The sequence below is a fragment of the Nocardia sp. NPDC006044 genome (assembly GCF_042871115.1).
Lineage (GTDB): Bacteria > Actinomycetota > Actinomycetes > Mycobacteriales > Mycobacteriaceae > Nocardia.
Window position 1 is genome coordinate 774,116 of record NZ_JBIAID010000001.1, and the last position, 24,889, is coordinate 799,004.

23 protein-coding genes are annotated in these 24,889 nt (G+C 66.2%); 14 read left to right on the forward strand and 9 right to left on the reverse strand.

The window, feature by feature from the left end; all coding sequences use genetic code 11:
• Positions 1-269: 269 nt before the first annotated feature.
• Positions 270-1,289: a ParB/RepB/Spo0J family partition protein gene (locus tag ACFYO1_RS03590; protein ID WP_387226789.1), complete on the reverse strand. Its 1,020-nt coding sequence runs from the start codon at positions 1,287-1,289 to the stop codon at positions 270-272.
• Between the two features lie 827 nt (positions 1,290-2,116).
• Here ACFYO1_RS03590 and ACFYO1_RS03595 point away from each other — a divergent pair.
• The 3 genes from ACFYO1_RS03595 to ACFYO1_RS03605 all read left to right on the forward strand — a co-directional run bounded on the left by ACFYO1_RS03595 (position 2,117) and on the right by ACFYO1_RS03605 (position 4,453).
• A complete protein-coding gene (locus ACFYO1_RS03595) occupies positions 2,117-2,536 on the forward strand; it encodes a nitroreductase/quinone reductase family protein (RefSeq protein WP_387226791.1) in 420 nt (139 codons plus the stop codon).
• Between the two features lie 101 nt (positions 2,537-2,637).
• The gene (locus ACFYO1_RS03600) at positions 2,638-3,129 is read left to right on the forward strand and encodes a MarR family transcriptional regulator (protein WP_387226793.1); all 492 of its coding nucleotides are present in this window, start codon (positions 2,638-2,640) and stop codon (positions 3,127-3,129) included.
• Positions 3,130-3,352: 223 nt separating this feature from the next.
• Complete coding sequence (locus ACFYO1_RS03605; protein ID WP_387226796.1) at positions 3,353-4,453, forward strand: hypothetical protein; 1,101 nt, start codon at positions 3,353-3,355, stop codon at positions 4,451-4,453.
• Between the two features lie 175 nt (positions 4,454-4,628).
• On the opposite strand, the gene ACFYO1_RS03610 is transcribed toward ACFYO1_RS03605, so the two are convergent.
• Positions 4,629-5,036, reverse strand: coding sequence for a MarR family winged helix-turn-helix transcriptional regulator (locus ACFYO1_RS03610; RefSeq protein WP_387226799.1), 408 nt, complete (start codon positions 5,034-5,036; stop codon positions 4,629-4,631).
• Positions 5,037-5,137: 101 nt separating this feature from the next.
• Between ACFYO1_RS03610 and ACFYO1_RS03615 the strand changes: the two genes are divergently transcribed.
• The 4 genes from ACFYO1_RS03615 to ACFYO1_RS03630 all read left to right on the forward strand — a co-directional run bounded on the left by ACFYO1_RS03615 (position 5,138) and on the right by ACFYO1_RS03630 (position 6,677).
• Positions 5,138-5,533: a RidA family protein gene (locus ACFYO1_RS03615; RefSeq protein WP_387226801.1), complete on the forward strand. Its 396-nt coding sequence runs from the start codon at positions 5,138-5,140 to the stop codon at positions 5,531-5,533.
• Between the two features lie 268 nt (positions 5,534-5,801).
• The gene (locus ACFYO1_RS03620) at positions 5,802-6,032 is read left to right on the forward strand and encodes a hypothetical protein (RefSeq protein ID WP_387226803.1); all 231 of its coding nucleotides are present in this window, start codon (positions 5,802-5,804) and stop codon (positions 6,030-6,032) included.
• An 11-nt stretch (positions 6,033-6,043) separates the two neighbouring features.
• Complete coding sequence (locus ACFYO1_RS03625; RefSeq protein ID WP_387226805.1) at positions 6,044-6,211, forward strand: hypothetical protein; 168 nt, start codon at positions 6,044-6,046, stop codon at positions 6,209-6,211.
• 70 nt (positions 6,212-6,281) lie between these two features.
• Positions 6,282-6,677 (forward strand): hypothetical protein, encoded by a 396-nt coding sequence (locus ACFYO1_RS03630; protein ID WP_387226806.1) that lies wholly within the window; start codon positions 6,282-6,284, stop codon positions 6,675-6,677.
• Between the two features lie 62 nt (positions 6,678-6,739).
• Here ACFYO1_RS03630 and ACFYO1_RS03635 read toward each other — a convergent pair whose 3' ends face one another.
• A complete protein-coding gene (locus ACFYO1_RS03635) occupies positions 6,740-7,369 on the reverse strand; it encodes a glyoxalase (protein ID WP_387226808.1) in 630 nt (209 codons plus the stop codon).
• 198 nt (positions 7,370-7,567) lie between these two features.
• Here ACFYO1_RS03635 and ACFYO1_RS03640 point away from each other — a divergent pair, with 198 nt between their 5' ends.
• The gene (locus ACFYO1_RS03640) at positions 7,568-8,872 is read left to right on the forward strand and encodes a glycosyltransferase 87 family protein (protein ID WP_387226809.1); all 1,305 of its coding nucleotides are present in this window, start codon (positions 7,568-7,570) and stop codon (positions 8,870-8,872) included.
• Positions 8,873-8,895: 23 nt separating this feature from the next.
• Here the strand turns inward: ACFYO1_RS03640 and ACFYO1_RS03645 are convergent, their stop codons facing one another.
• Positions 8,896-9,294, reverse strand: a complete 399-nt coding sequence (locus ACFYO1_RS03645) for a VOC family protein (protein ID WP_387226811.1) — start codon at positions 9,292-9,294, stop codon at positions 8,896-8,898.
• Positions 9,295-9,384: 90 nt separating this feature from the next.
• Here ACFYO1_RS03645 and ACFYO1_RS03650 point away from each other — a divergent pair, with 90 nt between their 5' ends.
• The 5 genes from ACFYO1_RS03650 (at position 9,385) to ACFYO1_RS03670 (ending at position 15,089) form a co-directional block, all read left to right on the forward strand.
• Positions 9,385-10,362, forward strand: coding sequence for a helix-turn-helix transcriptional regulator (locus ACFYO1_RS03650; RefSeq protein WP_387226813.1), 978 nt, complete (start codon positions 9,385-9,387; stop codon positions 10,360-10,362).
• 272 nt (positions 10,363-10,634) lie between these two features.
• Positions 10,635-11,381: an alpha/beta hydrolase family protein gene (locus ACFYO1_RS03655; protein ID WP_387226815.1), complete on the forward strand. Its 747-nt coding sequence runs from the start codon at positions 10,635-10,637 to the stop codon at positions 11,379-11,381.
• Positions 11,382-11,495: 114 nt separating this feature from the next.
• Complete coding sequence (locus ACFYO1_RS03660) at positions 11,496-12,953, forward strand: AMP nucleosidase (RefSeq protein ID WP_387226816.1); 1,458 nt, start codon at positions 11,496-11,498, stop codon at positions 12,951-12,953.
• Between the two features lie 292 nt (positions 12,954-13,245).
• Positions 13,246-13,740, forward strand: a complete 495-nt coding sequence (locus ACFYO1_RS03665; protein WP_387226818.1) for a hypothetical protein — start codon at positions 13,246-13,248, stop codon at positions 13,738-13,740.
• A gap of 128 nt (positions 13,741-13,868) precedes the next feature.
• Positions 13,869-15,089: a CAP domain-containing protein gene (locus ACFYO1_RS03670; protein WP_387226820.1), complete on the forward strand. Its 1,221-nt coding sequence runs from the start codon at positions 13,869-13,871 to the stop codon at positions 15,087-15,089.
• Between the two features lie 76 nt (positions 15,090-15,165).
• Here the strand turns inward: ACFYO1_RS03670 and ACFYO1_RS03675 are convergent, their stop codons facing one another.
• The gene (locus tag ACFYO1_RS03675; RefSeq protein ID WP_387226822.1) at positions 15,166-16,041 is read right to left on the reverse strand and encodes an LLM class F420-dependent oxidoreductase; all 876 of its coding nucleotides are present in this window, start codon (positions 16,039-16,041) and stop codon (positions 15,166-15,168) included.
• A gap of 186 nt (positions 16,042-16,227) precedes the next feature.
• Between ACFYO1_RS03675 and ACFYO1_RS03680 the strand changes: the two genes are divergently transcribed.
• The gene (locus ACFYO1_RS03680) at positions 16,228-16,782 is read left to right on the forward strand and encodes a hypothetical protein (protein WP_387226824.1); all 555 of its coding nucleotides are present in this window, start codon (positions 16,228-16,230) and stop codon (positions 16,780-16,782) included.
• Between the two features lie 42 nt (positions 16,783-16,824).
• Here the strand turns inward: ACFYO1_RS03680 and ACFYO1_RS03685 are convergent, their stop codons facing one another.
• From ACFYO1_RS03685 to ACFYO1_RS03700, 4 genes are all read right to left on the reverse strand, one after another.
• A complete protein-coding gene (locus ACFYO1_RS03685; protein WP_387226826.1) occupies positions 16,825-18,282 on the reverse strand; it encodes a M20/M25/M40 family metallo-hydrolase in 1,458 nt (485 codons plus the stop codon).
• Positions 18,283-19,605: 1,323 nt separating this feature from the next.
• The gene (locus ACFYO1_RS03690) at positions 19,606-21,267 is read right to left on the reverse strand and encodes a protein kinase (RefSeq protein ID WP_387226828.1); all 1,662 of its coding nucleotides are present in this window, start codon (positions 21,265-21,267) and stop codon (positions 19,606-19,608) included.
• A 110-nt stretch (positions 21,268-21,377) separates the two neighbouring features.
• Positions 21,378-23,603, reverse strand: a complete 2,226-nt coding sequence (locus ACFYO1_RS03695; RefSeq protein ID WP_387226829.1) for a TIM-barrel domain-containing protein — start codon at positions 23,601-23,603, stop codon at positions 21,378-21,380.
• 145 nt (positions 23,604-23,748) lie between these two features.
• The gene (locus ACFYO1_RS03700; RefSeq protein ID WP_387226831.1) at positions 23,749-24,888 is read right to left on the reverse strand and encodes a lactonase family protein; all 1,140 of its coding nucleotides are present in this window, start codon (positions 24,886-24,888) and stop codon (positions 23,749-23,751) included.
• Position 24,889 lies beyond the last annotated feature (1 nt).

The following is a 24,889-nucleotide window of genomic DNA, read 5'->3' on the forward strand; positions in this document are numbered from 1 at the left end:
GAGGCGTGCACAAGAAAAGTGAAAGTTTTTGACGAGGTGTAGTGCGGCGCTGGCGATCTCGGACATTCAGGGCGGGAAGCGGTTGGCGCGGAGGGTCTTTGGAATGAGGCACCGAGGGCGTAACCTTGGAGGCGGGCGGCGATCGATGGTCGGCCGCTTCTCTCGCGCTGACGCCGGCACTGATGCCGTGCGTTGTTGACGCAGCCAAATCTATTGCCTGGCAAGGTGTTCAGCTGCTAGATACGGTTCGCCAGGTCCGTCTGGCGCGCTTACGCGGAGAACGCTCCGCGAGTGGGTGGGTCCAGCAGCTGTGCCAGTCGATGGAGATCCTGCGACCGTCGCCGAGCCAGCTCGGCGATGCGCGGGGCGCAGTGACTCGGGACGTTGCCGATGACGTCGTCCCACTGCACGTCGTCATCGAACGGAAACTCCAACCACCGCAGCAGCTTCCGGCCGGTCTCGGAGAACCGCAGCGACGGGTCCCTGCGCAGCTGGTGCAGCATCTCCGCGGTGATCATCCGCTGCGCGAGCGGGATCGGCTTCGCATCGGGCCGTTCGGCGTCGGACGCCGGGTGTGCGGAGCGGCGCAGCGGCACCGGATTCTTGCCACTGAGTAGCCGTTTCCGCACATCCTTCGCCGTGGTGACCGAAATGCCCGCCGCCACAGCGACTTTCCGGGTCGACGCGGTGGGATCGGCGGTGAACAGCTCGGCGGCGCGTTGCCGGCCCTGCGGCCCGAACCGATGCCGCACGCCGTTGCGCGCGATCCGACCGGTCGCCTGTGGAACTTCCACAGGCGACCGCCTGCGGATCGCCGAGACGGTCTTGGGCGAGACCCCGGCGATGGCGGCGATCGCCCGGTCCGACCAGTCCGGATAGGACACCAGGATGCGCAGGGCGGCGGCCTTGCGTTCGGCCAGCGTCAGTGGCAGGCCGTGCGCGGTGTTCAGTTTGACCGCCAGCACGAACGCTTCCTCCGGGCCGCCGTCGAAAAACACTGCCGCGATGGTCTTTTCGCCGCGCAGCCGGGCCGCGCACAGTCGATGCCACCCGTCGACCACCTGCATGGTCGCGCGGCGGACCACGATCGGCGCGGGTGCGGTCGTCGATTCGGCGAGGGCGCGCGTGTGCGCCGCGTTCTCGGCGGCCGCGCGGGGCGGCGCCGCCGACGGCCGGAGCTCGCCGATCGGCAGTTCGACGATCTGCGAGCAGTGCGCATGTGCGCCAGGGAAATTCGGTACGGATAGGGTCCCTGCTCGGGACGAACCGGCATTACCCCCACTGGTCATGGATTCCCCTCCCGGGTCCGTATGCTTCCGATACGCCGCGCAGCCAAGTGCACTGACGGCCACGGCGCAGGCAATCCGGGATCGAGTCCCACCTCAGCCTAACCAGCGACACCATCGGCCCGGCTCCCCCCGATCGGGGGGTATCGCGCCGTGGCGCGGGCGGATCATCGCGCCGTCTCGCGACCCCCTTTCTCCTGGCCGCGCCCCTCTGTGACCGCTTCGATGGCAGCGTATCGCCACGTCTGCCTCGACTCTGAAAAGCTACCGCATGGAATCACCCGCGCGGTATGGAGTGGCGCATCTGCGACGAACTTCCAAGACGGCATATCCCGCTGCGCCGCCCCAGTCCGTTCGCCCCGCTAACGGCGCGCCGCCCCCGCAGTCGCCTTTCTGATCCGACCGATGACCTGCGCGGCATGCGTCCCATACCGCACACGGGTGAAAAGCTGGTCGGCGGTGGTGCATTCGCGCTCCGCCATCCGATGGCGAGTCGACGGTAGTCGGGATATCGGCGTGCCGAGATCATCGATGAGGACTCGGATCGCGAAACATGCTGTGGTAAGCGAGCTTTGGTGGCAGTCCACGATGGCGGCGATCATGTCTGTTGGCATGATCGCGCAGGCGCCCTTGCCGGTGGGGGTGGTGCGCGGCCGCGCACTCGGTGCTGTCGCTGGTGAATTGTCCTTTCGTTGGCCTCGAATCCTGTTGGGTGCCGACTGCGGCGAGTCATATATCGTACGGTTCTGATATTATACGAGAACCGTAGTATCTGGTGCGGCATCTTCTGAGAAGGGTTGTGGGACATGGACGCAGGTCGCTACCGTCGGATGACGAATGTGATCAACAAGGTGGTTGTTGGGTTGCAGCGCGGGGGGATCGCTTTCGGGCCGATGCAGTTGCTTACGGTCAAGGGGCGGCGGACGGGGCAGTTGCGCACGTTTCCGATCGCGGTGAACGAGTTGGGGGATGGCCGCTATATCTTTCAGGCGTTTCCGAAGGCGGCGTGGGTGGCTAACGCGCGGGATGCGGACACTGTCACGTTGACTCGGGGGCGGAAGTCTTCGACTGCTCGTCTGGTCGAGGTGCCGGTGGAGGAGCGTCGGCCGCTGCTGCGTGAATTGGTCGCGACCAGTCCGGCGAGCGTCGGGAACCGCTTCGTCACCACCGGATTGGCGGCGACCGCCACGCCGGACGGAGTCGCCGAGGCCGCTCAGAGGATCGCGGTTTTCCGCGTCGAACCGGCCTGACCGAACGAGTACGCGCCGACCCGGTTCTGTGGTGGCGTCGAATGATCTCGCGCCGCGATACAGTATGGAATCCATACAATCTGACGGGAGAGTAGTGCCGGGTGAGTTCAGGAGCGGATCGGGCCGCGGCGCGGCAGCGCAGGCAGCTCACGGTCGCCGTCAAGGAAGCGGTGCGCGACCTGAACATTCAGCTGTCGCTGCTCAACCGCAGGTTCGGCGGCCGGGTAGAACTCAGGGATATCGACTGGACCTGCCTCGACCTGATCAACCGGTATGGGCCGATGACCCCGACCGTCTTGGCGCGTCAGGCCGGCCTGCATCCGGCGACCCTGACCGGCATCCTCGATCGGCTACAGAAGGGCGGCTGGGTCGCGCGCGAGCGTGACCCGGAGTCGGCGGATCGCCGCGCGGTCACCATAAGCGCTGTCCGCGAACGCAATTCGACACTGTTCGAGATATTCGCCGGCATGAACGGCCGCATGGACGCCGTCTGCGAGCGCTACTCCGAGCCCGAACTCGAGCTGATCGCCGACTTCCTCCGCCGCACCAGCGCGGCAGGCCAGGCCTCGGCGGAGGAGTTGGCCGAAAGCTGAACCCGGTGCCATGCCTGCTGCCTTGGGTTCGCGTAGTCGTACATGTCATTCGGCAGGGTCTAACACCAGGTCATATGATGTGCGGCAGAGTATTTCGAAGCTCGGATGGCGAAATGTGATGGCGAGAAGCAGCGTTTTTACTCGGCTCAGCGGGCTCGATCTGCGGATAGTTCGGCTCGGTCTACGGATGCCGATGCAGTTGGTTTGGCGAGTCAATGGGCCCGTGAACCACGATATTTTGGCGAAGTTTCACACCGGTCTTCTTGCCGGCCCACTCAATCGGTGCGTTCAGTTCGGTCGGGTGCCGTTCGCGCGTCCGGTCTGGTCACCATCGGCCGGCGGGAACCCGGTCCGGGTTTCGACGTATTCGTTGCAGGAGACCGAGATCATGGGCTGGGTGGATGCGGCGTGTGCTGTGTATCTCGATGTCATTGGGGGTCATGGTTGGGAGCTGGCCGCGGCTGAGGTGAACGGCGGTACCTCGGTGGTGTCGCTGGTTTGTTCGCATGCTCTTACCGATGGGCATGGGTTGATGGCGGCTGTGGTTCTTGCCGCACGCAGTGAACACCGAGCCGGGCTCGGTGTGGCGGGTCGCCCATCGATAGCCGCGGATATGGCCGATGCTATGCGGGGCGGGATTCGGGAGCACGCGCGGTTGATCAGAATGCAAGCCAGGGCGAATCGGGCGGCGCGCAGTGCAGGCGGCGACGATTTGGCAAGAATGCCCTGCGAGCGAAAGCGTGTGCCGGATCTGATGCGTTCGACGGTCGCGGTGCAAGTTGGTACCGAGTCAATCGAGCGGATTGCGACGAAACACGGTGGCACGCCAACGGGTCTGATGCTGGCCATCACCGCTAACGTGGCGCGGCGCACTAGTGGTGAGGTCGATGCCCTTTCCGTGGCCGTGCCTGTTAGCTTTCGAGTACCGAACGATATGGAATCGTCGAATGTGATGGCCATTGCGACAGTAGATCTCGATGCGCAGTGCGGCCGATACACGGACCTGGCGGACCTCAGGCAGCGCAGCAGGATTGCCTACACACGTGTGTCGGCGGGTGATTCGGGGCTGATCCATACAGGCGCAGGGTTCTCGAGTGTCGGAGTGTTCCCCGCTGAAGCCCGAATGGCATTCGGGCCGGCGCTCGGCGTGATTGGGCGTGCGATATCTGACTCAGGACTGCGGCACGGCCATGTCTTCGCTTTCGCTATTTGGGGTGATGGCACGACGTCATTATGGTTTCAGGCAACGGGTACTCATCTGTACCGCAGTGCAATTAACGACGAACTCGAGGACTGGGGCCTTGACGTGGTTCGCTGGTGGTAGTCGATTGCGATTGATGTGGTCGCTGTAGCTCCGTCGGTCCTGCCGAGATGGGTATGTACTTGTTTTGCATCGAGTGCGTCAAGCCTGTCGGCTATACGGCATCGAAATGGAAGCCCGATGCCCGGACAGACGGGACGGCCAAGCTGTGCAGGCGGATTGACCACCATGCGGGTACTCATCTGCGGAGTTTGGCGGCCAATTCGCTGACTCGGACGTCTGTGGCAGCCTCGTCCAGGGCCTCGGTCAGGGCTGCCTGGTAGGTCGGTTCGGCCTTTTCTTGGAGGGCGCGGCCCTCCTCGGTGATCACGGTGTACACGCCGCGGCGGTCCTTGGGGCACAGGTCGCGGCGGGAGAGGCCGCTGGTCTCGAGGCGGGCGACCAGGCGGCTGACCGAACTCTGGTTGAGCCCGATGAGCTCGGCGAGCTCCTGCATACGCAGCTCACCGTCGTCGGCCTGCGCGAGCCGACACAGGGCCTGGTACTCGGACAGTCCGATGTGATGACGGCGCTGCATCTCCTTGGCCAGCCGGTGGGTCACCATGCCGTGCAGCGTCACCAGCTGGTCCCAGTCGGTTGCGTCCATGATCACTGCCTCCCTGTGTTGACATCAGGATACATGCAGATGCAATATGTGCATGCACTTACATTTATTGCATGTACATGCAATGTTCGAGAGGAACGGCGATGACCACACAGCGCATCGAGAAGATCGCCACCACGCCCGACTGGTATGAGCCGTACAAGATCTCGCAGGCGATCAGGGCGAACGGCGTGCTCTACGTGTCCGGGCAGGCCGGCATCGATGAGCAAGGGCGAACGGTCTCCGATGACTTCCTGACCCAGGGCAGGCAGGCGTTCGCCAACATCCGGCGGCTTCTGGCCGAGGCCGGGGCGGACTTCGGGGACGTGGTGAAGGTCGGCATCTTCGTCACCGACATGGCGGCGAACCTGGGCAAGGTGATTCAGCTCCGCGAGGAGTTCCTCGCCGAGCCCTATCCGGCCGACACTTTGCTCGAGGTGTCCTCCCTCGCGCAGCCCGATTGGCAGATCGAAGTGGAGGTCACCGCGCTCGCCCCGTGATCGCCCGGAGCCGGAACTGATCGCGGCGATCCATGGTGCCGCGATCGCCGAATTCGGTTGGCGCAGCTGAACTTCAGAAGCGATAAGCAGGGTCTTAACTTGCCGACACCAGCTCGTTTTCTCGCTACGCTGTCCCGGAAAACGCCCCCCGGTAGCGCAGCGGTGCGCTATCGCCGGGGGCTGGGGTCTGGTGGCCGACGCGTGTGGCGCGGTCGCCAATGTCGTTCTGGGAGAAGGGTTTAAACCGATGTGGGCGCGGCGGATGGTAATGGGGATCGGGTCAGTGGTGAGCGCTGCGGTGTGCATGGTGGCCCCGGCGCAGGCGGATCCGCTGCCGCAGGTGACGACGGTCGGCACCACGCTGTTCGCGTTCGGCGACGCGAAGGTCTGCGCGGGGCTGATCGACGTCGCGCTCGAGGCGGCGCCGCGCCGCCCTGGTCACGTGCTGGCCCATGTGACCCCGCGCGGCTATCTGGGGGCCCGTGCGGCAATCAGGTGAAGCTGGGCTGGGTGGGTTCGGCGGGTCCGCGCACCCAGGACGTCTGGGTCGGCGCGGACGCGGCGCCGGGCGACACCGTGACGGCGGACCTGTGGGTCGGGATGGGCCCGGCCAAGGTGATGGCGGCGTCGTGGCCGATCAAGGGCACATTCGCGGAGTGGTACGTGCTGGTGCCGTAGCGTCCTTGACATACCTTTGATGGCAAATTAACTTTGCAAACAAAGATAAATCGGAGGCGGGAGCACCGGCATGGCCAACGAAGCACGACCCACGACAGGTCGCGTCCTGACCATCGGACTGCACCCGAAATCCCTTGACTACAGCCGATTCCCGGACCTGGACGAGCCGAAACTGCCGGCCCGCATCGAAACCGGCCACGCGGCCATGCGAGCGGCCGGCTTCGATGCCGTGTCCTGCCTGGTCGGCACCGAACCCGACGAGGCCGAACGCGAAATCCGCGCCCAGCTCGCCGAGGCGCCGATCGCCGTGGCGATGATCGGGGGAGCGATCCGGATGATGCCGGAGCACACTGTGCTGTTCGAACGCATCGTCAACCTCCTCAGCGGAACGGTGTTGTGCTTCAACACCTCACCGGAGACCACCGTCGACGCACTGCGCCGCGCGGGCGTTGTCCCGAACGCCTAGTCACCGATTCGACTCCGCCGGAACCCCTTCGAGCAGCAGCGCCGACGTACGGAAAGCATCGGCTAATGCGCGGCTTCCCAGGCGAATCCGTCCGGATCGGCGAACGGGCCGATACCGCTGCCGAGGACGATCCAGTGCGACCCGCTGCCCTCGGGGTCCACGCCGGCGTCCTTGGCGGCGGCCTTGCGTCCGTACAACGCCAGCTTGACCGACCCGGCCGGCGCCTCGAACTCCACATACTTGCTGCCGAAGCTCTTGCCCACGGTCAGGCCGCGGTCGACGTAGAACTGCTTGGTCGCCTTGACGCTGTCTACGCCGAGCAGTACCACGAAGTCATCGATCTTCCTGGTGGCCGGTTCGGTGTTCTTCTTCGCCGAGGTCGCGATCTTCCAGATCGCCCCGTCCGGCGCCTGGATCACGCCGCCGTAGCCCCAGAAGCTCTTCTTGGCCGGCTTCACCGTCGTCGCGCCGGCGTCGAGCGCGGTGCCGATCAGGCTGTCGACGGTGCTCGGCTGCGACACCACCAGGGAGAGGATGTAGCCGCGGAATCCGGCGGTCGGAGCCTCGGCGGCGCGAACGCGCAACTGGTCGCCGAGGCCGAACGCGGCGGCGTAGAACGCGGTCGCGGCCGCGGTGTCGGGCACCTCGAGGGTGACGGCTTCGATAGCGGTCTGATCAGTGCTGATGTTCATAGGGGCAACGCTATGTGCTGGGCGGTGACCAGCGCTTCTCGATTCCTGATCACCTGTTTTCCGTCGCCGGGCGAGACGGCAGGGGGTCGTGTACGGTGCGCGTCGCTGGGTATGCCCAGTTTCGGTTGCGCTGGAAAGAGCGCCCGGGCGCCGCTAGCGTGGGGTGGCGCGAACGGAGTCCGAAATCTGGGAGTTAGTTTGTCGAGTTCGACCATCGAGAACATCGAAGCATCCTCCGCCGCGCCGAACGATCCGCCGCGCACCATCGCGCCGGCGGTTTGGTGGACGATCGTCCTGGCCGGGGTCGTCGCGGGCGCGTGCTACCTGGTCCAGGTGTTCGAACATCGGCAGATCATGATGCACCTGATCGATCTGAGCGTCTATCAGATCGCCGGAGATCGCGTGAGCCATCATGTTTCGGTCTATGACAGTCCGCTGCTCGGCAACACCCGGGGCGTCTGGGAGTTCGTCTACACGCCGTTCGCCGCGCTGCTGTTCGTGCCGCTGCGCTGGTTGCACGGTGATCTGTACACCTGGGTCGGCGGTCTCGGCAATTTCGTCATGCTGGCCGCGTCCTGCTGGGTGGCGCTGTCCATGCTCGGCTACCGGCGGGACCGGCGGCTGACCATCGCGGCCGTCGCGATCGCCGGACTGCTGATGTGGTGCGAGCCGATCCGGATGACCATGGCGTTCGGGCAGGTCAATATCCTGCTGCTGCTGATCGTCATCGTGGATATGGCGCTGCCGGATACCTCGCGGTGGAAGGGCGCGCTGACGGGTATCGCCGCCGGCATCAAGCTGACTCCGGCGTTCTTCGTGCTCTACCTGCTGGTCACGCGGCGCTATCGGGCCGCGGCGACCGCCGCGGGTGCGTTCGTCGCGACGATGGTCGTCGGATTCGCTGTGCTGCCGAAGGATTCGCTGACGTTCTGGGGTGGTGCGTTCCTGGACCCGCAGCGGGTCGGCGTGCCGGGAAATCTGTCCAACGAATCGTTGCGCGGCCTGATCGCGCGCCGGGTCGGGGTCGAGGGCGCGAATCAGCTGCTCTGGTTGGTCGGCGCGGCGGCGATGGCGGCGCTGTGCCTGTACCTGGCGCGGCGGTTCTCGCAGACCGGACGTGAACTGGCCGCCGTGGTCTGCGTGGGTGTCACCATGACCGCGGTATCCCCGTTCAGCTGGGTGCATCACTGGGTGTGGCTCGCACCGTTGCTCATCTATATGGGTGATCTCGCGCTGCGCCGCCGCGGCCTACTCGCGCCGCTCGGTTTCCTGCTGACCGCGCTCGTCGTCTCCAGCGGCTTGCTCACCTTCTACGATCCCACGCTGGTCAGCATCTTCGACTTCGCCGACCGAGCCTGGCCGAGCGTGCTCTACCGCAACGCCTACCTCTGGCTGACCATCGCGCTGCTCGCAACCGCCGCCATAGCCCTTCGATCGAGTTCGCGGCCGGACGCAGAGCCCGCGAAGCTTCCGGCTGCGGACGAACGGATACGGCAGGTGTGATCCTGCCGCCGCCCGCCGTCTGTTCAGCGGGCGAACTTCTGGATTGCCGTGGGGGTGACCGGGGTGAAGAAGTTCACCAGGTTGTTGTCCGGGTCGCGGAACAGTAGGGAGCGGTTTCCCCAGGGCATCGTGGTGGGTTTCTGGACGACGTCCGCCACGAACTCGGTCAGGTTCTGGTGCGCGCGGTCGACGTCGTTCACCAGGAATTCGATGATGACGCTGCGGTTGTCGGCTGGGTGTGCGGAGTCGGGCGCGAACAGCGCGAGCGTACGGATGCTGGCGATCGCGAGGGTGCCTGATTCGGTCCTGAGCTCGGCGAAATCTTCGGTGGCCCAATTCGCCTGCACGCCGGTGACGCGCTCGTAGAAGTCGACGAGGCGGGCGACATCACCGGTGATGATGCGGATCGAGACGAAGTTCATGGGTTCTCTCCTGATCGGTCGGGGTTACTGACCGCACGCTACGGTCTATACCGGACAGAAACCGCCCGGTATTCGCGAGAGAATTTCCCCATGCCCCGACCGATCGCCCGCGTGCTCACCCTGTTGGAACTCCTCCAAGCGGGCGGCACTCGAACAGTCGCCGAATTGGCCGGTCGCCTGGAGGTCGACGAACGCACCGTGCGTCGATACGTCGATCATCTCCTCGACCTCGATGTGCCCGTCGAATCGGTGCGTGGACGCTACGGCGGTTACCGGCTCGCTCCCGGCTACCGGATGCCGCCGCTCATGCTGAGCGATGACGAAGCGCTCGCCGTTCTGCTCGGCCTGGTCGCGGGTCGGCGAGCCGGGTTGCTGACCACCACGGACGCGGCGAGCGAGACGGCGGCCGCGAAGATCCGCCGGGTGCTGCCGGAGCGGCTCGGCCGCAAACTCGACGCAGTCCTGGGCGCACTCGCCTTCACCGCGCCGCCCGCTGCGGCGGCGGCTCCGGAAACGACGGTCCTGCTCACAATCGCCGACGCCGTGCGCCAGCACTGGCCGATCTCGCTCCGATACACCGCCGCAAACGGTCGGCGCAGCGAACGTACGCTGCACCCGTACGGTCTCGTCGCGCATTCCGGCAGGTGGTATGTGACGGGTGTGGACCCGGCGATCGGCGAAGACCGGACATTCCGATTGGACCGCATCGCCGACGCGCGGACCCTGCCCGGTTCCTTCGACGCACCAACCGGATTCGACCCGGCGCAACACGTCCTCACCGGTCTCGCTACAGCTCCCTATCGATACGAGGTGACCCTTCGAATCCAAGGAACAGCCGAGCAGATCCGCACCCGGCTCCCCGCCGGCATCGCGATCGTCAAGGAGTCACCATCCGCCAGCGGCGCACAGCCGTGGTCGCACGTCGAACTGCGCGCCGAACGCCTCGACTGGCTCCCTGCCGTACTCGCCTCCCTCGACCTCCCCTTCGTCATCGAACAACCAGCAGAACTCCGCCCCCTCGTACTCGCCCTCGCCGACCGGCTCATAGAGTCGGCCCGCTCGATCTGACCCAGTGGGGACCGGCCCGAGCCGCTGAACTCAGCGACGCGAATTCGACTGCTTCGCAACCGAAGTGCCGAGACTCCGCCCCGCCGCGGCACTCTGGACGTTGATGCGGCGCGACCCCCGGATGCGCCTGCTTACCTCTGCTCATTCGCAAACCGGCAGGACATGAGCGCTGCCGAGTCGGCGCCGTTCGTCGAGGTCGCCGCACCGAACGCGATCCGCGACGACGAACACCGGAACTTTGCTAATTTGCCTGGACGGGAAGGGAGTATCCGGTGACCGATCCAGATCAGCGGTGCATCGAGCGCGAGGAACGCGCGGTGGTCGAGCGTTTGCTTCGACAGGGAGCTGAACCAGGCGTTGTCACGTCCTACGGTCCGCACCCGGACCAGGTGCTGGAGGTCTTCGGCGAAACTGGGGCGACTGTGGTCTTCATTCACGGCGGCTATTTCCGGCCCGGCACCGACCGCACTCATGCCCGGCCCCTCGCCCGTGCGCTGGCCAAGGAAGGTGTGCGGGTGGTGCTGCTCGAATACCGGCGGATACCGGGTGACCCGCAGGCCACGATCGACGACCTGGACCTGTTCGAAGGGCAGCTGACCGAACCGGTGCTCTGGACCGGCCACTCCGCGGGCGGAATGCTGGCCCTGACCAGGGCGTACAAGCGACCGGCCGCGGTCATCGCCCTCGCACCGGTGGCCGACCTCGCCCGCGCCTCCCGGCTACGCCTCGGCGCCGGTGCGGTCACCGCGTGGATGGGCGGAACTCCCGAACAACACCCGAGCCGGTACGCGGACCTGGACCCGCAACTCCAGTTGCCGCACCACTCACCCGAGGTGCTCCTGGTGCACGGCACCGACGATCAGACCGTTCCGGTCGCCCTCAGCCAGGACTGCCCAGCCGAATCGCTGGTGCTCCCGCAGACCCATCATTTCGACCTGATCGATCCCGAGTCCGAAAAATGGCCTCGGATATCGGAATTGGTGCGCTCGGCAGCCCGGCGACTGCTCGACGCGGGCTGAGTTCCGGTCGATCCCCGTAGCCGGGCACACCCCTGGTCACCGCCGGTTCGCCACCCCGTAGCCGGCGTGAAATACGGTGTCCTGGGAACGTACGAACGCGACGCAGGGAGACACATGCCGAATCGGTCACCAGCCAATTCGTTGACCAGCGCCGAGGCTCTGGACCAGCTGGAGAAGCTGTACGAGCAATCCGTCGCCGCTCTGCGCGACGCGATCCGGGCCTTCGTCGAGAACGGAACTGTGCCCGACGAGGCCACCCGCGCGGCGGGCTTGTTCGTCTATCCCGAACTCCGGATCAGCTGGAACGGCGCCGCCCCGTCGAAGGATCGCTCCCGCTCGTGGGGCCGGTTCACCCGGCCGGGCAGCTACGCCACCACGATCACCCGCCCGGACCTGCTGCGCCACTACCTGGCCGAACAACTGGAGATGATCGAGCGCGACTACGACGTGCGAATCGAGGTATCGCCGTCGCGCCAGGAGATCCCGTTCCCCTATGTGATCGACCGCGCCGACCTCGCCCTGGACAGCTCGATGGCCGCGGTGATGGCCCGGTACTTCCCGACCACCGACCTGGCCAGCATCGGCGACGAAACCGCCGACGGCATCTTCAACGCCATCGACACTTTCCCGCTCAGCCATTTCGACGCGCTGCGCACCGATTTCTCGCTGGCCCGGTTGCAGCATTACACCGGCACCCCGGTCGATCATTTCCAGCCGTTCGTGCTGTTCACCAACTACACCCGCTATGTCGACGAATTCGTGCGCTGGGCGGGCGAGCAGATCGCCGATCCGGACAGCCCCTACGACGGCCTGTCCTGTCCGGGCGGCACCGTGATCACCGCCGAAACCGTCGGCGCGGCAACCACTTCCGACCTCGCCTGGAAGAAGCATCAGATGCCGGCCTGGCATCTGACCTCCACCGATCGGCGCGGCATCACCCTGGTGAATATCGGCGTCGGCCCGTCGAACGCGAAGACCATCTGCGACCACCTGGCTGTGCTGCGCCCGCACGCCTGGCTGATGATCGGGCACTGTGGCGGCCTGCGGGAGAGTCAGGCGATCGGCGATTACGTGCTCGCCCACGCCTACCTGCGCGACGATCACGTGCTGGATTCGGTACTGCCGCCCGACATTCCGATTCCCAGCATCGCCGAGGTGCAGCGGGCGCTCTACGACGCCACCAAGATCGTCAGCGGAATGCCGGGCGAGGCGGTGAAACAGCGGCTTCGCACCGGCACCGTGGTCACCACCGACGATCGGAACTGGGAACTGCGATACTCCGCGTCGGCGCTGCGGTTCAATCTGAGCCGCGCGGTGGCCATCGATATGGAGAGCGCCACCATCGCGGCGCAGGGTTATCGCTTCCGGGTGCCCTACGGCACTTTGCTCTGCGTGTCGGACAAGCCGCTGCACGGCGAGATCAAACTGCCGGGCCAGGCGAATCGTTTCTACGAGGGCGCGATTTCCGAGCACTTGCAGATCGGCATCCGGGCCGTGGAGTTGCTTCGCGCCGAAGGGGATCGGTTGCACTCGCGCAAGCTGCGCACGTTCAACGAGCCGCCGTTCCGGTAGCCGCGTGATCCTGTCGCGTGGGTGCGCCGCGCCGCAGGATGCACATCGGAACCGCGCGTGGCTTGGTCCACCGCCCAGGTCGGCGGCGGTGGACCGCTCGTGATCGGATGTGATCGGGACGTGATCTGCCCGTGATCGCTTGTGCCGCTGTTAATCAACCCTCAACTCGATTTTAGAATTCGGCTTACGAGTCGTGGGTTCGTCCGCCGAGTTCTAACCTCGAAGCAGCGCCTGTGCCTTTGGCGGACAGGCGATCCGGCACGTGATCGACCACTGGCGAAAGAAGCGTCTAATGGGTAAGCACAGCGCACCTAGTAAAAGTCAGATTCCGGCCCGATTGGCAATTCTGTCGACGGCCACATTGATCGGCCTCGGCGTCTCGGCGCACAGCGGCGCGGGGCAGGCGGTCGCGGAAACGACGACGACCACCACCGCCGCGGGCGACCAGGTCGCCCCGGCGCCGGCCAAGGCGAAGCGGGTGCTGGCCGCGAACGGGCAGGGCCACCACAGCCGAAACGCGGTGCAGCCCAAGAAGAAGAAGCCCGGCGCCAAGCCGAAGGCCAAGCCGGCCGCGGACAAGCCCGCCGACCCGTTCGAGCTGCTGAACAGCGGCAGTGCCGCGCTCGGCGGATTGGCGAAGAGCCTCAACACGGGCAGCGCCGCGATCACCCCGCTGGCCAAGGCGTTCAGCACCGGCAGCACGGCGGTCTCCGGCAGCGCCGCGACCGGCAGCAAGGCCGCCGGCGGACTCGCGCCGCTGCTGGGCCTGCTCACCGGCAGCGCCTGATTCGAGCGAATCGAGGCCGCCGACCAGCAACCAGAAGGCATTTCATGGGTAAGCACAGTGCACCGCGAAAAGTTTCGCCGGCAACGATGCGCACATTGTCCACCGCTTTCGGAGTATCAGCTCTGGCTGTGACTTTTGCTGGAGCGCCTACGGCGTCGGCGGGTCCGGATTCTCCCGCCGACGAGGTGATCAGCCTTACCAACGCCGCACGCACCAAAGCCGGCTGCTCCGCGTTGAAATCCGACGAGCATCTCACCGAGGCCGCGCAGGCCCACACCAAAGATATGGCCGCGACCGGAAACCTGGACCACAACTCGTCGAAGGGCGATCCGGGCGACCGGATCAGCGCGGCGGGCTACAAGGCGCAGACCTGGGCCGAGAACATCGCCCAGGGCCAGACCAGCGCGTCCGAGGTGGTCGACGCGTGGATGAACAGCGAAGGCCACCGCGCGAACATCCTGAACTGCGGGCTGAAGGACATCGGCGTCGGCTATGCCAAGGCCGGTGACGGAACCCCCTACTGGACACAAGATTTCGGCGCGTCCAACGGCTCCGACAAGGATAAGGACAAGGACAAGGACAAAGGCAAGGAGAAGGACAAAGACAAGCCGTCCGGGGGAGACAAGGACAAGCCCGGTGGTGGTGACAAGGACAAGCCCGGCGGTGACAAGCCTTCGGGTGGCGACAAGGACAAGCCCGGTGGCGAAAAGCCTTCCGGTGGTGACAAAGACAAGCCCGGCGGTGACAAGCCTGCCGACGGCGACGACTCGTCCGAGGATCCGTCGGGCGACGGCTCGGAAGACCCCACGCAGGACGGGGGCGATTCGCCCGAGGATTCGTCGAGTGACGGTTCCGACGAATCTTCCGACGGCGCAGACGATTCGGCGGAGGACCCGTCGGGTGACGGTGCAGACGAATCTTCGGCAGGTGAGGGTGATTCGTCCGCGGACCCCTGGGGTGAGGGTGCTGACGATTCCTCGGCGGACGGAGGCGACGCGTCCGAGGATTCGTCGGGTGACGAGTGGTCCGACGGCGGGGATTGGTCCGAGGACGCGCTGGGTGACGGTTCGGACGAATCCGCCGGGGACACAGGCGGTTCGCTCGAGGACTCCTGGAGCGACCTCTTCTCCGACGACGCGTCCGGGGACGCCTTCGATTGGTTCAACGCGCCATCCGACGACGGCCTAGGCGCGCTCGGCGGCGGTGACGATTTCGGCGGACTCGGCGACCTGCTGAGCGGACTGGGCGGCGCCGGTGACGCGCTGGGCGGACTCGGCGAAGCCGGAGACGCCCTCGGCGGACTCGGCGGCCTGGGCGAAGGCCTCGGCGCGCTGACCGGCGGACTGTAATCGACGGAAGCGATCGCCGAACAAGGTTGACTCCCACCTCGTTCGGCGATCGTCTACGTCGTAGACCCCGGACCGCTCAGCCGAGTTCGGCGAGTTGCGCGACCGCCGGCGCCATCTCCTCGATCCACGCGGCCGGCGCCCCGGTGGTCGGCGAGATGATCACCGCGTGCACGCCGAGCTTGGCGTAGTCGGCCATCTTCCGGACGAATTCGTCGCGGGTGTCCGGGTTCGGCCGCGGATTGTTGGCCATGATGGTCACCCGGATGTCGGCGTAATCCCGCCCGACGTCGTCGCAATGGCGGCGCAGCACATCCAGCTTGTGCTCGACCTCCGCGGGCGAACTGCCGAACAGGTTGCACGCGTCGCCGTACTGCGCGACCAGGCGCAGCGTCTTGCGTTCGCCGCTGCCGCCGATGAGAATCTTCGGTCGGTTGATCGGTTGCGGCGAACAGAGCGTCTCGGCGAGCTGATAGTGCTTGCCCTCGAACGGCCCGTTGTTCGCCGGATCCCACATCTGCCCGCAGATCCGCAACGCCTCCTCCAGCCGCTCGAACCGTTCCGCGATCGGCGGGTACGGCACGCCGAGCCCGAGGTGCTCGCGCTCGAACCACGCGGCGCCGATGCCCAGCGTGGCCCGGCCGCCGGAGAGCACGTCGAGCGTGGTGACGATCTTGGCGAGCAGGCCGGGGTGCCGGTAGGTCACGCCGGTGACGAGCAGGCCGAGTTCAATGGTCGAGGTGTGCGCGGCCAGGAAGCCGAGCGTGGTGTAACCCTCGAGCATGTTCGCCTCGGCGGGCAGCCCGGTCGGCTCGATCTGAAAGTAGTGGTCCATGAACGACAGCCAGGTCGCGCCGGCCGCCTCGGCCGCGGCGCCCACCCTGGCCAGCTCACCGGCGATAGCGGTGGTACCACCGTCGATGTCGAAAATCGGAACGTGAAAACCGAGCTCCATCGAGCTTCCCCTTATGTGTCGGTAACCGAGTTTGCCTCACGCTACGACCTGGAGTGCACTCCAAGTCAAGTGGTGTCGCCGCCGCACGTCTGCGCCGCTTCGGCTCTCGGCGAATGTACGTTCGTAGCAGTTCCTAATCGCTGGGAGCCGGTCGACGAGGAAGTAGGTGCGATGCACTGGGACCAGATGACCGCCACACCGGACGAACTACGCGAGCGCGCGAACCGGGTTCGGCGCGCGGTCGGGCAGCTAGGCGTGCTCGAGTCGATCATCACCGCGGCCGACGGCCCGTGGCTCGGCGCGATGGATGCCGACGGGCGTGGGGCGGCGGAGTTGAAGATGCACCTGGCCGGGCGTTACCGGATCACCGCCATCGTGACGACGGCGGGCAAGCTCAGCCACGTGCAGTTGAACGCGCCGGTCGCCGGGCCGGCCGGCGAGCGGGTGCTCTCGGCGAAGACCGCGACCCGCCGCGGCTGGGACGCCGACGAGGAGATGCCCAAGCAGCCGGAGTGGCTGGACTATGTCGTGGAATGGGTGCGCAACGCCAGCGCGGACGTGGATCGCCGCGGCGTCATCGAATGGCGTCTCAACGGCGCCGACCAGAAGCTGGCCGCGATGAACGACACCATCGACAGCATGCGGGCCAGCCTGCTGGAACGCGAACAACTGCGCGACGAACTCGCCGACGAGGTGGTACAGCTGCGCACCGAGCTCGAATCCCTCGACCGGGCAGAGTGACTCGCCGCACCAGGGGCGCGGCGAGTCGCTGCGGGCCGAAAACTATTGGGACAGTTTCTTGATCAGCCGGTAGAGGAATTCGCGGCTGGCGTCGAGTCCCGCGATCGGCGCGCGTTCGTTCACGCCGTGAATGCGGCCGGCGTCGGCGGAGACCATGAACAATCCGCTGACCCCGTACATCGGAATCCCTTTGCTGCGCGCGTATTTGCTGTCTGTGGCGCCGGTGGACATGAACGAGCTCACCGCGGCGGTGGGAAACAGCTCCTTCGTCAGCGAGGTGACCGCTGCCATCACATCGCCGTTGGTCGGCGAGATGCCGCCGGCCGGATCGAGCTTGCGCGTGACGGTGAGCTTGCCGTCGGCGAGCGCGGCCTTGAACTGCTTGTCGATGTCGTCGGGGTTGTCCTGCGGGAGGATTCGGCAGTTGACCGTCGCCGTCGCCGTCTGCGGCAACGCGTTCTCCGCCTCTCCGGCCTTCAGCATGGTGCTCACGCAGGTGGTCCGCAGCTGGGCGTTGTATTCGGGCGTTGCCGAGAGTCGTTCCAGCGCTTCCGGACTCGGGTTGCCCGCCGCGACCGCCCGCATGTCGTCGGCCTCCTGGCCGGTGCGCGTCGCGGCCAGCGCGGCGAAATTGTCCCGGGCCGGGTCGCTGAGCGAGGTTGGAAAGCGGTACGCGGCAAGCCGATTCAGCGCGGCCGTGAGGGTGTAGATGGCATTGTCCGGCGTCGGCACCGAGCTGTGACCGCCGGTCGCCTTGGCCTCCACCTGATAGGTGGTGTAGGTCTTCTCGGCCACCTGCACGCCCTGCAGCGAAGGCTTTCCGTCAACCAGCAGTGCCCTGCCGCCCTCATTGAGGCCGTACTCGGCGCTCATCAGGTCGGCCTTGTTGTCCATCAGCCATTTCGCGCCGTTGTCCGGCCCGGCCTCCTCGTCGGCGGTCAGGGCGAGCACGATGTCGCGGTTGGGCTTGAATCCCTCGCGCTTCAATTGGATCAGGCCGGAAACCAGCGCGGACACCATGGCCTTGTCGTCGATCGAACCGCGGGCGGCATAGAAGCCGTCGGTTTCGGTCAGCTTGTACGGATCGGTGTTCCACCCGTCCTCGCGTTTGGCCTCGACCACATCGAGATGACCCAAGAGCAGCAACGGTTTACGCTGTCCGGACCCGGTGAACCGGAGCACCAGATCGCCCTTGCGCTGCACCGGCTCGAAGATCTGGATATCGGATTCGGCGAAGCCCGCGTCGAGCAGGCGCTGCTTGACCGCGTTCGCGGCGACCGTGGTGCTTCCGGTCGAGTGCGAGGTATCGGTCTCCACCAATTGCTTGTAGATATCGTGGAAGAGTTTCGTATTGTCTTGGGCCGGCGCGCTCGACGAGCTCGGCGACGGACTCGAATCGTTCTTCGAAGCCTCTGAGTTGCAGGCAGTTGCGGTAAGCGCCGCGATAAGTCCCAATGCGGCCACCGAAATGAGCGGGTTGCGGCGACTGATATTAGACACGCGGATAATTTTACCCTAAGCGCGGCGACTTGTCCGCGTATTCGCTTGACTGCGAGGGGAATTCATCCAACCGGAATATAGATTTAGTGACTGTTCGTGTCTGGTCCCGTTGTTTACGTTTCCTGGAAATGAGAGGTGAGAGTTGAATCGGCCGATATTCGCGAGGAAGGCCGAGGTGGGCTATGGGCATCGACCGGCTCGGCATTAGGTGAAACCGATTGGCAGACCCAGCTCATGAGCGTGAGGTCTGCGCAGCAGGTATCTTGTCGGCCCGAAACTGCCACCGATCGCCGAAATCTGTAAACCAAGCGACAGATAGGGTCGACTTCGCACACCTGTTTCCCCCTTTACATATCCCTCAACCCGCCACCGGGTATGCGAGGAATACAGAAGGTATGCGAAGTCCTCGACGGACTGCGAAAAGGTGTGCAGAGCTGCTTTTCCGAAGCGTTTGTGACGCAACCACAGCCCGATGACCACGCTGGAACTCGACGCCGCGCATCCTGACATGCGCCTAAAGCCGGGTACGGCAGGCGACGTGCTCAGCACTACTTCAGTGAAAACCGGGGTAGGTCTTCAGTTTTCTTCGTCAGGTCGCGTTGGGACATGCCGGAGGTCTACCTGGCGAGTCAGGTACACCTGCTCCCAGAGATGATCGATAGTGCTGAGCGCGTCGGGTGGGGTCCCCGACTTACTTACGCAGTTGGTATGGGCAACGCGGAAGTTCCAGCGTGGTCATCGGCTTGTGGTCCGGTTCAGAGAGGCTTGGGAAACGAGTAGGTGGGTGGTCGTTCTGGGGAGCGGCGGGAGTGGGTGGTCGCTCTCGGTGATCGAGTCGGATCGGATGGTGGCTGGTGCCATACCGGCGAGGGGTTGATCGAGTCGAGTCGAATGGTCGTTCCGCAATCGAGTCGAGTCAAATGGTGGCTGTTTAAGATCAATTGGCGACCCTATGACTCGGCTCGATGTTTGCATGGTGTCGCTCAGTGTGGGGCATGGGCGGCCTGGCGGGCAGCGCTGCGGGTTCTTGGGTCGAGGTGGTGGCTACACGCGCTCCTTTGACATATGCACGCGTGTCGGGGCGGTGAGTCGGCGTTTCAATGACTGCACATCCCTGGCACTCCAGTGACAGGACATCCCGGACACTGATCGGTCGGTCGGTGAGTGGTCATCGATGGGCACGAAGGTGGTCATGATGGAGTACGGGCTTGCCGCTGTGTTCGCCGATGTTGCTGCCGGGCAGGCGATGTTGGTCGCTGGCCGGTGACCGCATTGAATACGTGATGTGTAGCGCGGCTGGCAGGTCGGTTGCCGGAAAAGGCGCTAGCGGCGGCTGCCTGCCCGCAGCCAGCGGGCCGTTGGCTTGGACATGGCGAATACCAGTGTCAGCAAGAGCAATCCCACCCCTGCGGCCATCACCCATCCGGTTGTGCCGGCCGGGCTGTCGTAGCCCATGCGGACGGGTGCCAGGCTAGCCAGGTAGCCCGCACACCCCAAGAGCACGAGCGCGCGGCCCAGGCGCTTGCGGGCCAGCAGCAGGACCGCGCCGCAGAGGAGCAACACCACCGCGCCGCCGCCGGCCACACCGGAGGCGGCGTACGGGGCCAGGCGTGGCTCGCCGTCCGCGAGGAAAGCGCGGATGACCGGTTCTCTGGGTGACACCACTTCGAGGGCGACCAGGCAACCGAGCAGAACCGCGAGTACGCAGGCGGCGAGCGCGTCGCGGAAGCCGCTCGCGGGCGCCGGATCATTCGCCGCGGCCGGAGCATTCGACGCTGCCGCGCCGTTCGACGGTGCCAAGTTGTGCGACGGTGCTGAGCCGCTTGACGGTGCCGCGTTGTGCGAGGGTGCTGGGCCGCTTGGCGGTGCCGCGTTGTGCGAGGGTGCTGAGCCGTTTGGCGGTGCCGCGTTGTGCGAGGGTGCTGAGCCGTTTGGCGTTGCCGCGTTGTGCGAGGGTGCTGAGCCGTTTGGCGTTGCCGAGTCGTTTGGCGTTGCCGGTTTGGGCGACGGTGCCGAGCTGTTCGACGGTGCCGGCGCGAGGTGAGGTGTCTGCGCGGGCCTGGCGATCGGCGCCTGCCGGCCCTGAGTGTGCTGGTTCAACGCGGTCGGCGCGATTCGAGCAGGTGCCGCGGCCATCCGGGACGGTGGGCGGCCGTGCAGCGACTCCCAGGCCGCCGTGGTGAACTCGCGGCAGCTGCCGAATCGTTCGTCGGGCCGCTTCGCCATCGCCCGGGCAATGACCTCGTCCAGCGCCGGCGGTGCGTCGGATCGAACGGAACTGAGCCGCGGCACCGGTTTGCTGATGTGCCCGGCGACGACCTGCCCGGGGTTGGTCGCGGCGAACGGCGGATGCCCCGCCAGCAGCGTGAACAGCGTGCAGGCCAGCGAGTACTGATCCGAACGGTGATCGACCCGCTCGCCGGAGAGCTGCTCCGGCGAGGCATAGGCGAGCGTGGCGTTGAACGTCCCGCTGGCGGTGAGCTGCGTATTCGAGTCGAGCAGCCGGGCGATCCCGAAATCGGTCAGCACCGCTCGTTCCGCGCGACCGGTGTCCGGCGAGGACAACAGGATGTTCGCCGGTTTGATATCGCGGTGCAGCACGCCGCGGCTGTGCGCGTGATCGAGTGCGGCGCCGGTTTCGGTGACGATGCGCAACGCGCGATCGACCGGCACGTCCCGCGGATTCAATCGGGAGGCGTCGGTGCCGTGGATGTACTGCATGGCGATCCACAGGTGCCCGTCCTGGGTGCCGCGATCATGGATGCCGACGATGCCCGGATGATCCAGCCGGGCAACGACATTGGCCTCCTGCTCGAATCGCCGCCGCAACTCCGGATCCGCGGAGACCTCGCGATTGAGCAGCTTGAGCGCGACTCGGCGCGGCAACCGCGGATGCTGCGCCGAATACACGGTGCCCATCCCGCCGCGACCGAGCACGCCCTCGATGAGGTAGTCCGCGAACGACTCGTTCACCCCGAGCTGCACCACGTATACCTCTACTCCCCTCGAGCCGACGATCCGAGAGGAGTTAACCACCCTCACCCACTAACCCGCACCCTCCGAATGCGCCACCGCGGGCCGGGACCGGGAAATCCTCACCGCAGAACCACCGACTGAGCCTGCGCCGCGGCGACCGGATCGGTTTTGACCCGCACAACACCGCCGCGATCGTTCGGGTCGAACCACCAGCCGTTGGGCGCTTGATCGAGATCCGCGCGACTGGCCCGCTGGGTCAACGGACCCGCGGCGGTCTGCACGACCTTCGGCGCCGCGGCGGTATGCACCGCGAGCTCATAGCGGCGTGCGGCCGGTTTGCCCGGATACGACCCCGAACTGGCGCCGATGCTCACCTCGATCGCACCGGCCTCCGGCGCGCGCACGGCGAAGGTTTGCGACGACTGTTCGCCGCGCTGATAGCCCCGGGTAACCCCGTCGTCCTCGACCAGCGTGAAGTTGCCCGCCGCCTGCGGGTAGACGTCCAGGTCCAGCACGCTCTGATCGTGGGTCCGCCAGGACTGGGTGCCCTCGGCCCACATCGGCACCACCGCGCCCGCCCGCACGAACAGCGGAAGCGTGTCCAGCGGCGCGTGGTAGCCGTTCACCGTGGTCGGCGCGGTCCAGGTGCGGCCGCTCCAGTAGTCGATCCAGGTGCCTTCGGGCAGGTAGATGCCGTCCCGCTGCTCGGCGTCGGTATAGACCGGTGCGACGAGAAAGTCTTTCCCGGAAAGGAATTCGTAACGGGCCTGCTCGCCCCACGTCGCCTTGTCGTGCGGGTACTCCAGGGCCAGTGGCCGGACCTGGCCGACCCCGGTGCGATTCGCCTCGACCGCATGCGAATAGGTATAGGGCAGCAGTCTCTCCTTGAGCTGCAGGTACTTTCGGTTGATCGAGGTGTAGGGCTCGCCGTAGCGCCACGGCTGCTTGTCGTTGGGCGCCCAGCCGTCCATCGACATGATGGTGGGCAGGAACGCCTTCCACTGCAGGTCGCGGGTGTAGGTCCGGGGACTGCCGCCGAAGATGCCGTCGACGTCACCGGTGTTGTAGGCGATGCCGGACATCGTCGAGCCGGCGTAGGTGGGAATCTGCCAGCGGATGTAGTCGTAGGTGCCGGATTGGTCCCCGCTCCACAGCACCGCACATCGTTGCGCCCCCGCCCAGCTCACCGGCGTCCAGACGAAACCTCGTGCGTCGCTGTTGTCTTCGATGCCGCGATGCGCGCTGTCGCACGCGTCCAGGGCGAATTGATAGCCGGGACCCACCCAGGCCACGTCCAGCTTGCGTACGCGCACACCGGCTTTGACCTCCTCGGCCTGGTTCGGCAGCCCGTTCTCGGTCCACAATCCGAGCTGCATGTCGTTCTTGCGCAGCCCCTCGCCGACCTGCGGCAGATTCTCGTACCCGCAGCCGTAGCCGTCGTTCACCAGCATCCAGCCGTTGGGCGTCTGATTGCGCACATACCCCTCGGCGATGCCAACCGCGTCCAGGGTGTGCCGTTCACCGCGGTTGGCGTTGTGCAGATAGCAGTCGGAGTCGCCCATCTCCAGGCCGTAGATCGGCGGCAGGAACGGCCTGCCGACCAGCGCGGTGTAGGCGGAGATCACCCCTTTGGGTCCGTCGCCGACGACATAGATCGCGTCGAAGCGGCGCTCCTCGTGGGTGGTGCGGGCCGGATCGGTGAAGGCGTAGCTGCCCGGCGCGAAGGTGTTGCGCAGCACCCCGTATCCGTTGCTGGACAGGTAGAACGGCTGGGAGTTCGGCGCGCCGCCGTCGTTCCAGTTGTCGTCGGCGAAGATCTTGATCGTCTGATCGCGATGGCTGAACCGCCCGTTCTGCTCGCCGCCGCCGAAGAACTGCTCGTCCTTGCCTCGGCCGAGGCTCTGTGTGGTCGCGTTCTTGGTCCAGGACAGCGGCGCCGACTCGGCCCAGATCTGCCGCCGGTTGGTGCCGTCGTAGAGGGCGAAGCGCAGCGGAGACTTGTAGGCGCGCAGGGTGAGATCGGGGCTGGTGATCGCCCAGTAGTCACCCTTGTCCGTCTTCTTCGTCCTGGCGGGCGGGACCTTGGTCGGCAGGACGATCTTGTCGCTGGCCGGGTCGGTGAATTTGCCGTCGGGCGCCAGCTGTACCCGCACCGCCGCGGCGGTGGGGAAGTTGACCCGGACCGCGGCCGAACCGGAGTACATGGTGGTCGTGGTGCCGTCGTCGACGATGCGACCGAGATTGCCGAGCCGGCCGTTGTCCGCGTCGGCCCAGGCGTCGGGCGTGGCCACCAGGCTGCCGGCGACCACCAGCAGACCTAGCGTGATATGCGTGATTCTGCGCATTCAGAAACCCTTTCACGCGTGAACGAGCATGGATGATCTAGAACCAAGTAGAACCGCACCTGGCTGCCATCTCGACTGGCGCGCAACTGGGGACCGGTCCGCCTGCGGTGGCGTACCGGAATCTGTTGTCCGAGAACCGGACTCGCTATTCGAACAACACGCAGGTGGCGGCGGGCGCGTCCAGCACCGCCGACGGCGGGGCGGGCCGGCCGGTGATCGGATCGAGGTCGAGCAGGGCCACCGAATTCGACTTCTGATTGGCCGCGTACAGGTGCCTGCCGTCGGGGCTCAGGGTCAGGTCGCGGGGGAACTTTCCGCCGCAGGGCGTGCTGCCCATCGGCATCAGCATCGCGCCGACCACCGCGAAGGTCGCGACATTGTCGTGCCCCCGGTTGGCGAGATAGAGGAAGCGGCCGTCCTTGGCCACCACCGGTGCGGACGGATAGTTCCGGTCGCCGCCGGCGTTCAGGTCCGCGGGCACCGACTGCCCGGCCCGTAGTTCCCCGCGGTCGGCCCGCCAATCCAGCACGGTCACGGTGGAATTCAGTTCGTTGGCCAGAAAGGCGGTGCGGCCGTCGGGATGGAAGGTCAGGTGGCGCGGTCCGCTGCCCGGCGCCAGCGCGACCCGTGCGTGCTGATTCAGCTTGCCGTCGGTCAGTCGGTAGACATAGATCGCGTCGACGCCCAAGTCCACCGCCAGCACCCAGCGGCCGGACGGATCGATCGAGACCTGATGCGCGTGCGGTCCGGTCTGCCGATCCGGATCCGGTCCGCGGCCGGTGTGCCGGGCCACGTCGAGCACCGCGCCGAGCCGTCCGTCCCTGGCCACGGCGAGCACGCTGACGCTGCCCGAGGTGTAATTCGCGGTCAGCACGTAGCGGCCGTCCTTGGTAACGCACAGGTGGGTGGGCGCATCGCCCTGTACCGCAACAGTATTCAGAACGGTCGGCCGCGGGCCCCGTAGATCGAGCGCGGTGGCCGTGCCCGGGCCGGACCCTTCGTTCACCGCGTACAGGAAGCGCCGATCGGGAGACAGTGCCAGGAACGACGGATCGGCCACGCTCACTGTGCTTTCCACGACCAGCCGGCCGCTGCCGGGATCGACCGCGGCGACGCCGATGCCGGAACCGCCTGCGCCACCGGAGGTATAGGAACCGAGGAACGCGCGGGTCCCGTTCGCCGCGCCCGCGACCGCGGGCCGCACCGCCCCGGCCGTGATCGCGACGCCGATCGCGCCACCCAGTGCCCCGAGGAATCCCCGCCGTCCGAGCTCACCATTGCGCACC

Excerpts from the sequence above, each read along its gene's own strand:
- ACFYO1_RS03615 (WP_387226801.1), top strand. The coding sequence starts at position 5,138 with ATGACCACACAGCGCATCGAGAAGATCGCCACCACGCCCGACTGGTAT.
- ACFYO1_RS03610 (WP_387226799.1), bottom strand. The coding sequence starts at position 5,036 with ATGGACGCAACCGACTGGGACCAGCTGGTGACGCTGCACGGCATGGTG.
- ACFYO1_RS03695 (WP_387226829.1), bottom strand. The coding sequence starts at position 23,603 with ATGCGCAGAATCACGCATATCACGCTAGGTCTGCTGGTGGTCGCCGGC.
- ACFYO1_RS03660 (WP_387226816.1), top strand. The coding sequence starts at position 11,496 with ATGCCGAATCGGTCACCAGCCAATTCGTTGACCAGCGCCGAGGCTCTG.
- ACFYO1_RS03630 (WP_387226806.1), top strand. The coding sequence starts at position 6,282 with ATGGCCAACGAAGCACGACCCACGACAGGTCGCGTCCTGACCATCGGA.
- ACFYO1_RS03650 (WP_387226813.1), top strand. The coding sequence starts at position 9,385 with ATGCCCCGACCGATCGCCCGCGTGCTCACCCTGTTGGAACTCCTCCAA.
- ACFYO1_RS03665 (WP_387226818.1), top strand. The coding sequence starts at position 13,246 with ATGGGTAAGCACAGCGCACCTAGTAAAAGTCAGATTCCGGCCCGATTG.
- ACFYO1_RS03645 (WP_387226811.1), bottom strand. The coding sequence starts at position 9,294 with ATGAACTTCGTCTCGATCCGCATCATCACCGGTGATGTCGCCCGCCTC.
- ACFYO1_RS03595 (WP_387226791.1), top strand. The coding sequence starts at position 2,117 with ATGACGAATGTGATCAACAAGGTGGTTGTTGGGTTGCAGCGCGGGGGG.
- ACFYO1_RS03680 (WP_387226824.1), top strand. The coding sequence starts at position 16,228 with ATGACCGCCACACCGGACGAACTACGCGAGCGCGCGAACCGGGTTCGG.
- ACFYO1_RS03620 (WP_387226803.1), top strand. The coding sequence starts at position 5,802 with ATGGGGATCGGGTCAGTGGTGAGCGCTGCGGTGTGCATGGTGGCCCCG.
- ACFYO1_RS03590 (WP_387226789.1), bottom strand. The coding sequence starts at position 1,289 with ATGACCAGTGGGGGTAATGCCGGTTCGTCCCGAGCAGGGACCCTATCC.
- ACFYO1_RS03675 (WP_387226822.1), bottom strand. The coding sequence starts at position 16,041 with ATGGAGCTCGGTTTTCACGTTCCGATTTTCGACATCGACGGTGGTACC.
- ACFYO1_RS03635 (WP_387226808.1), bottom strand. The coding sequence starts at position 7,369 with ATGAACATCAGCACTGATCAGACCGCTATCGAAGCCGTCACCCTCGAG.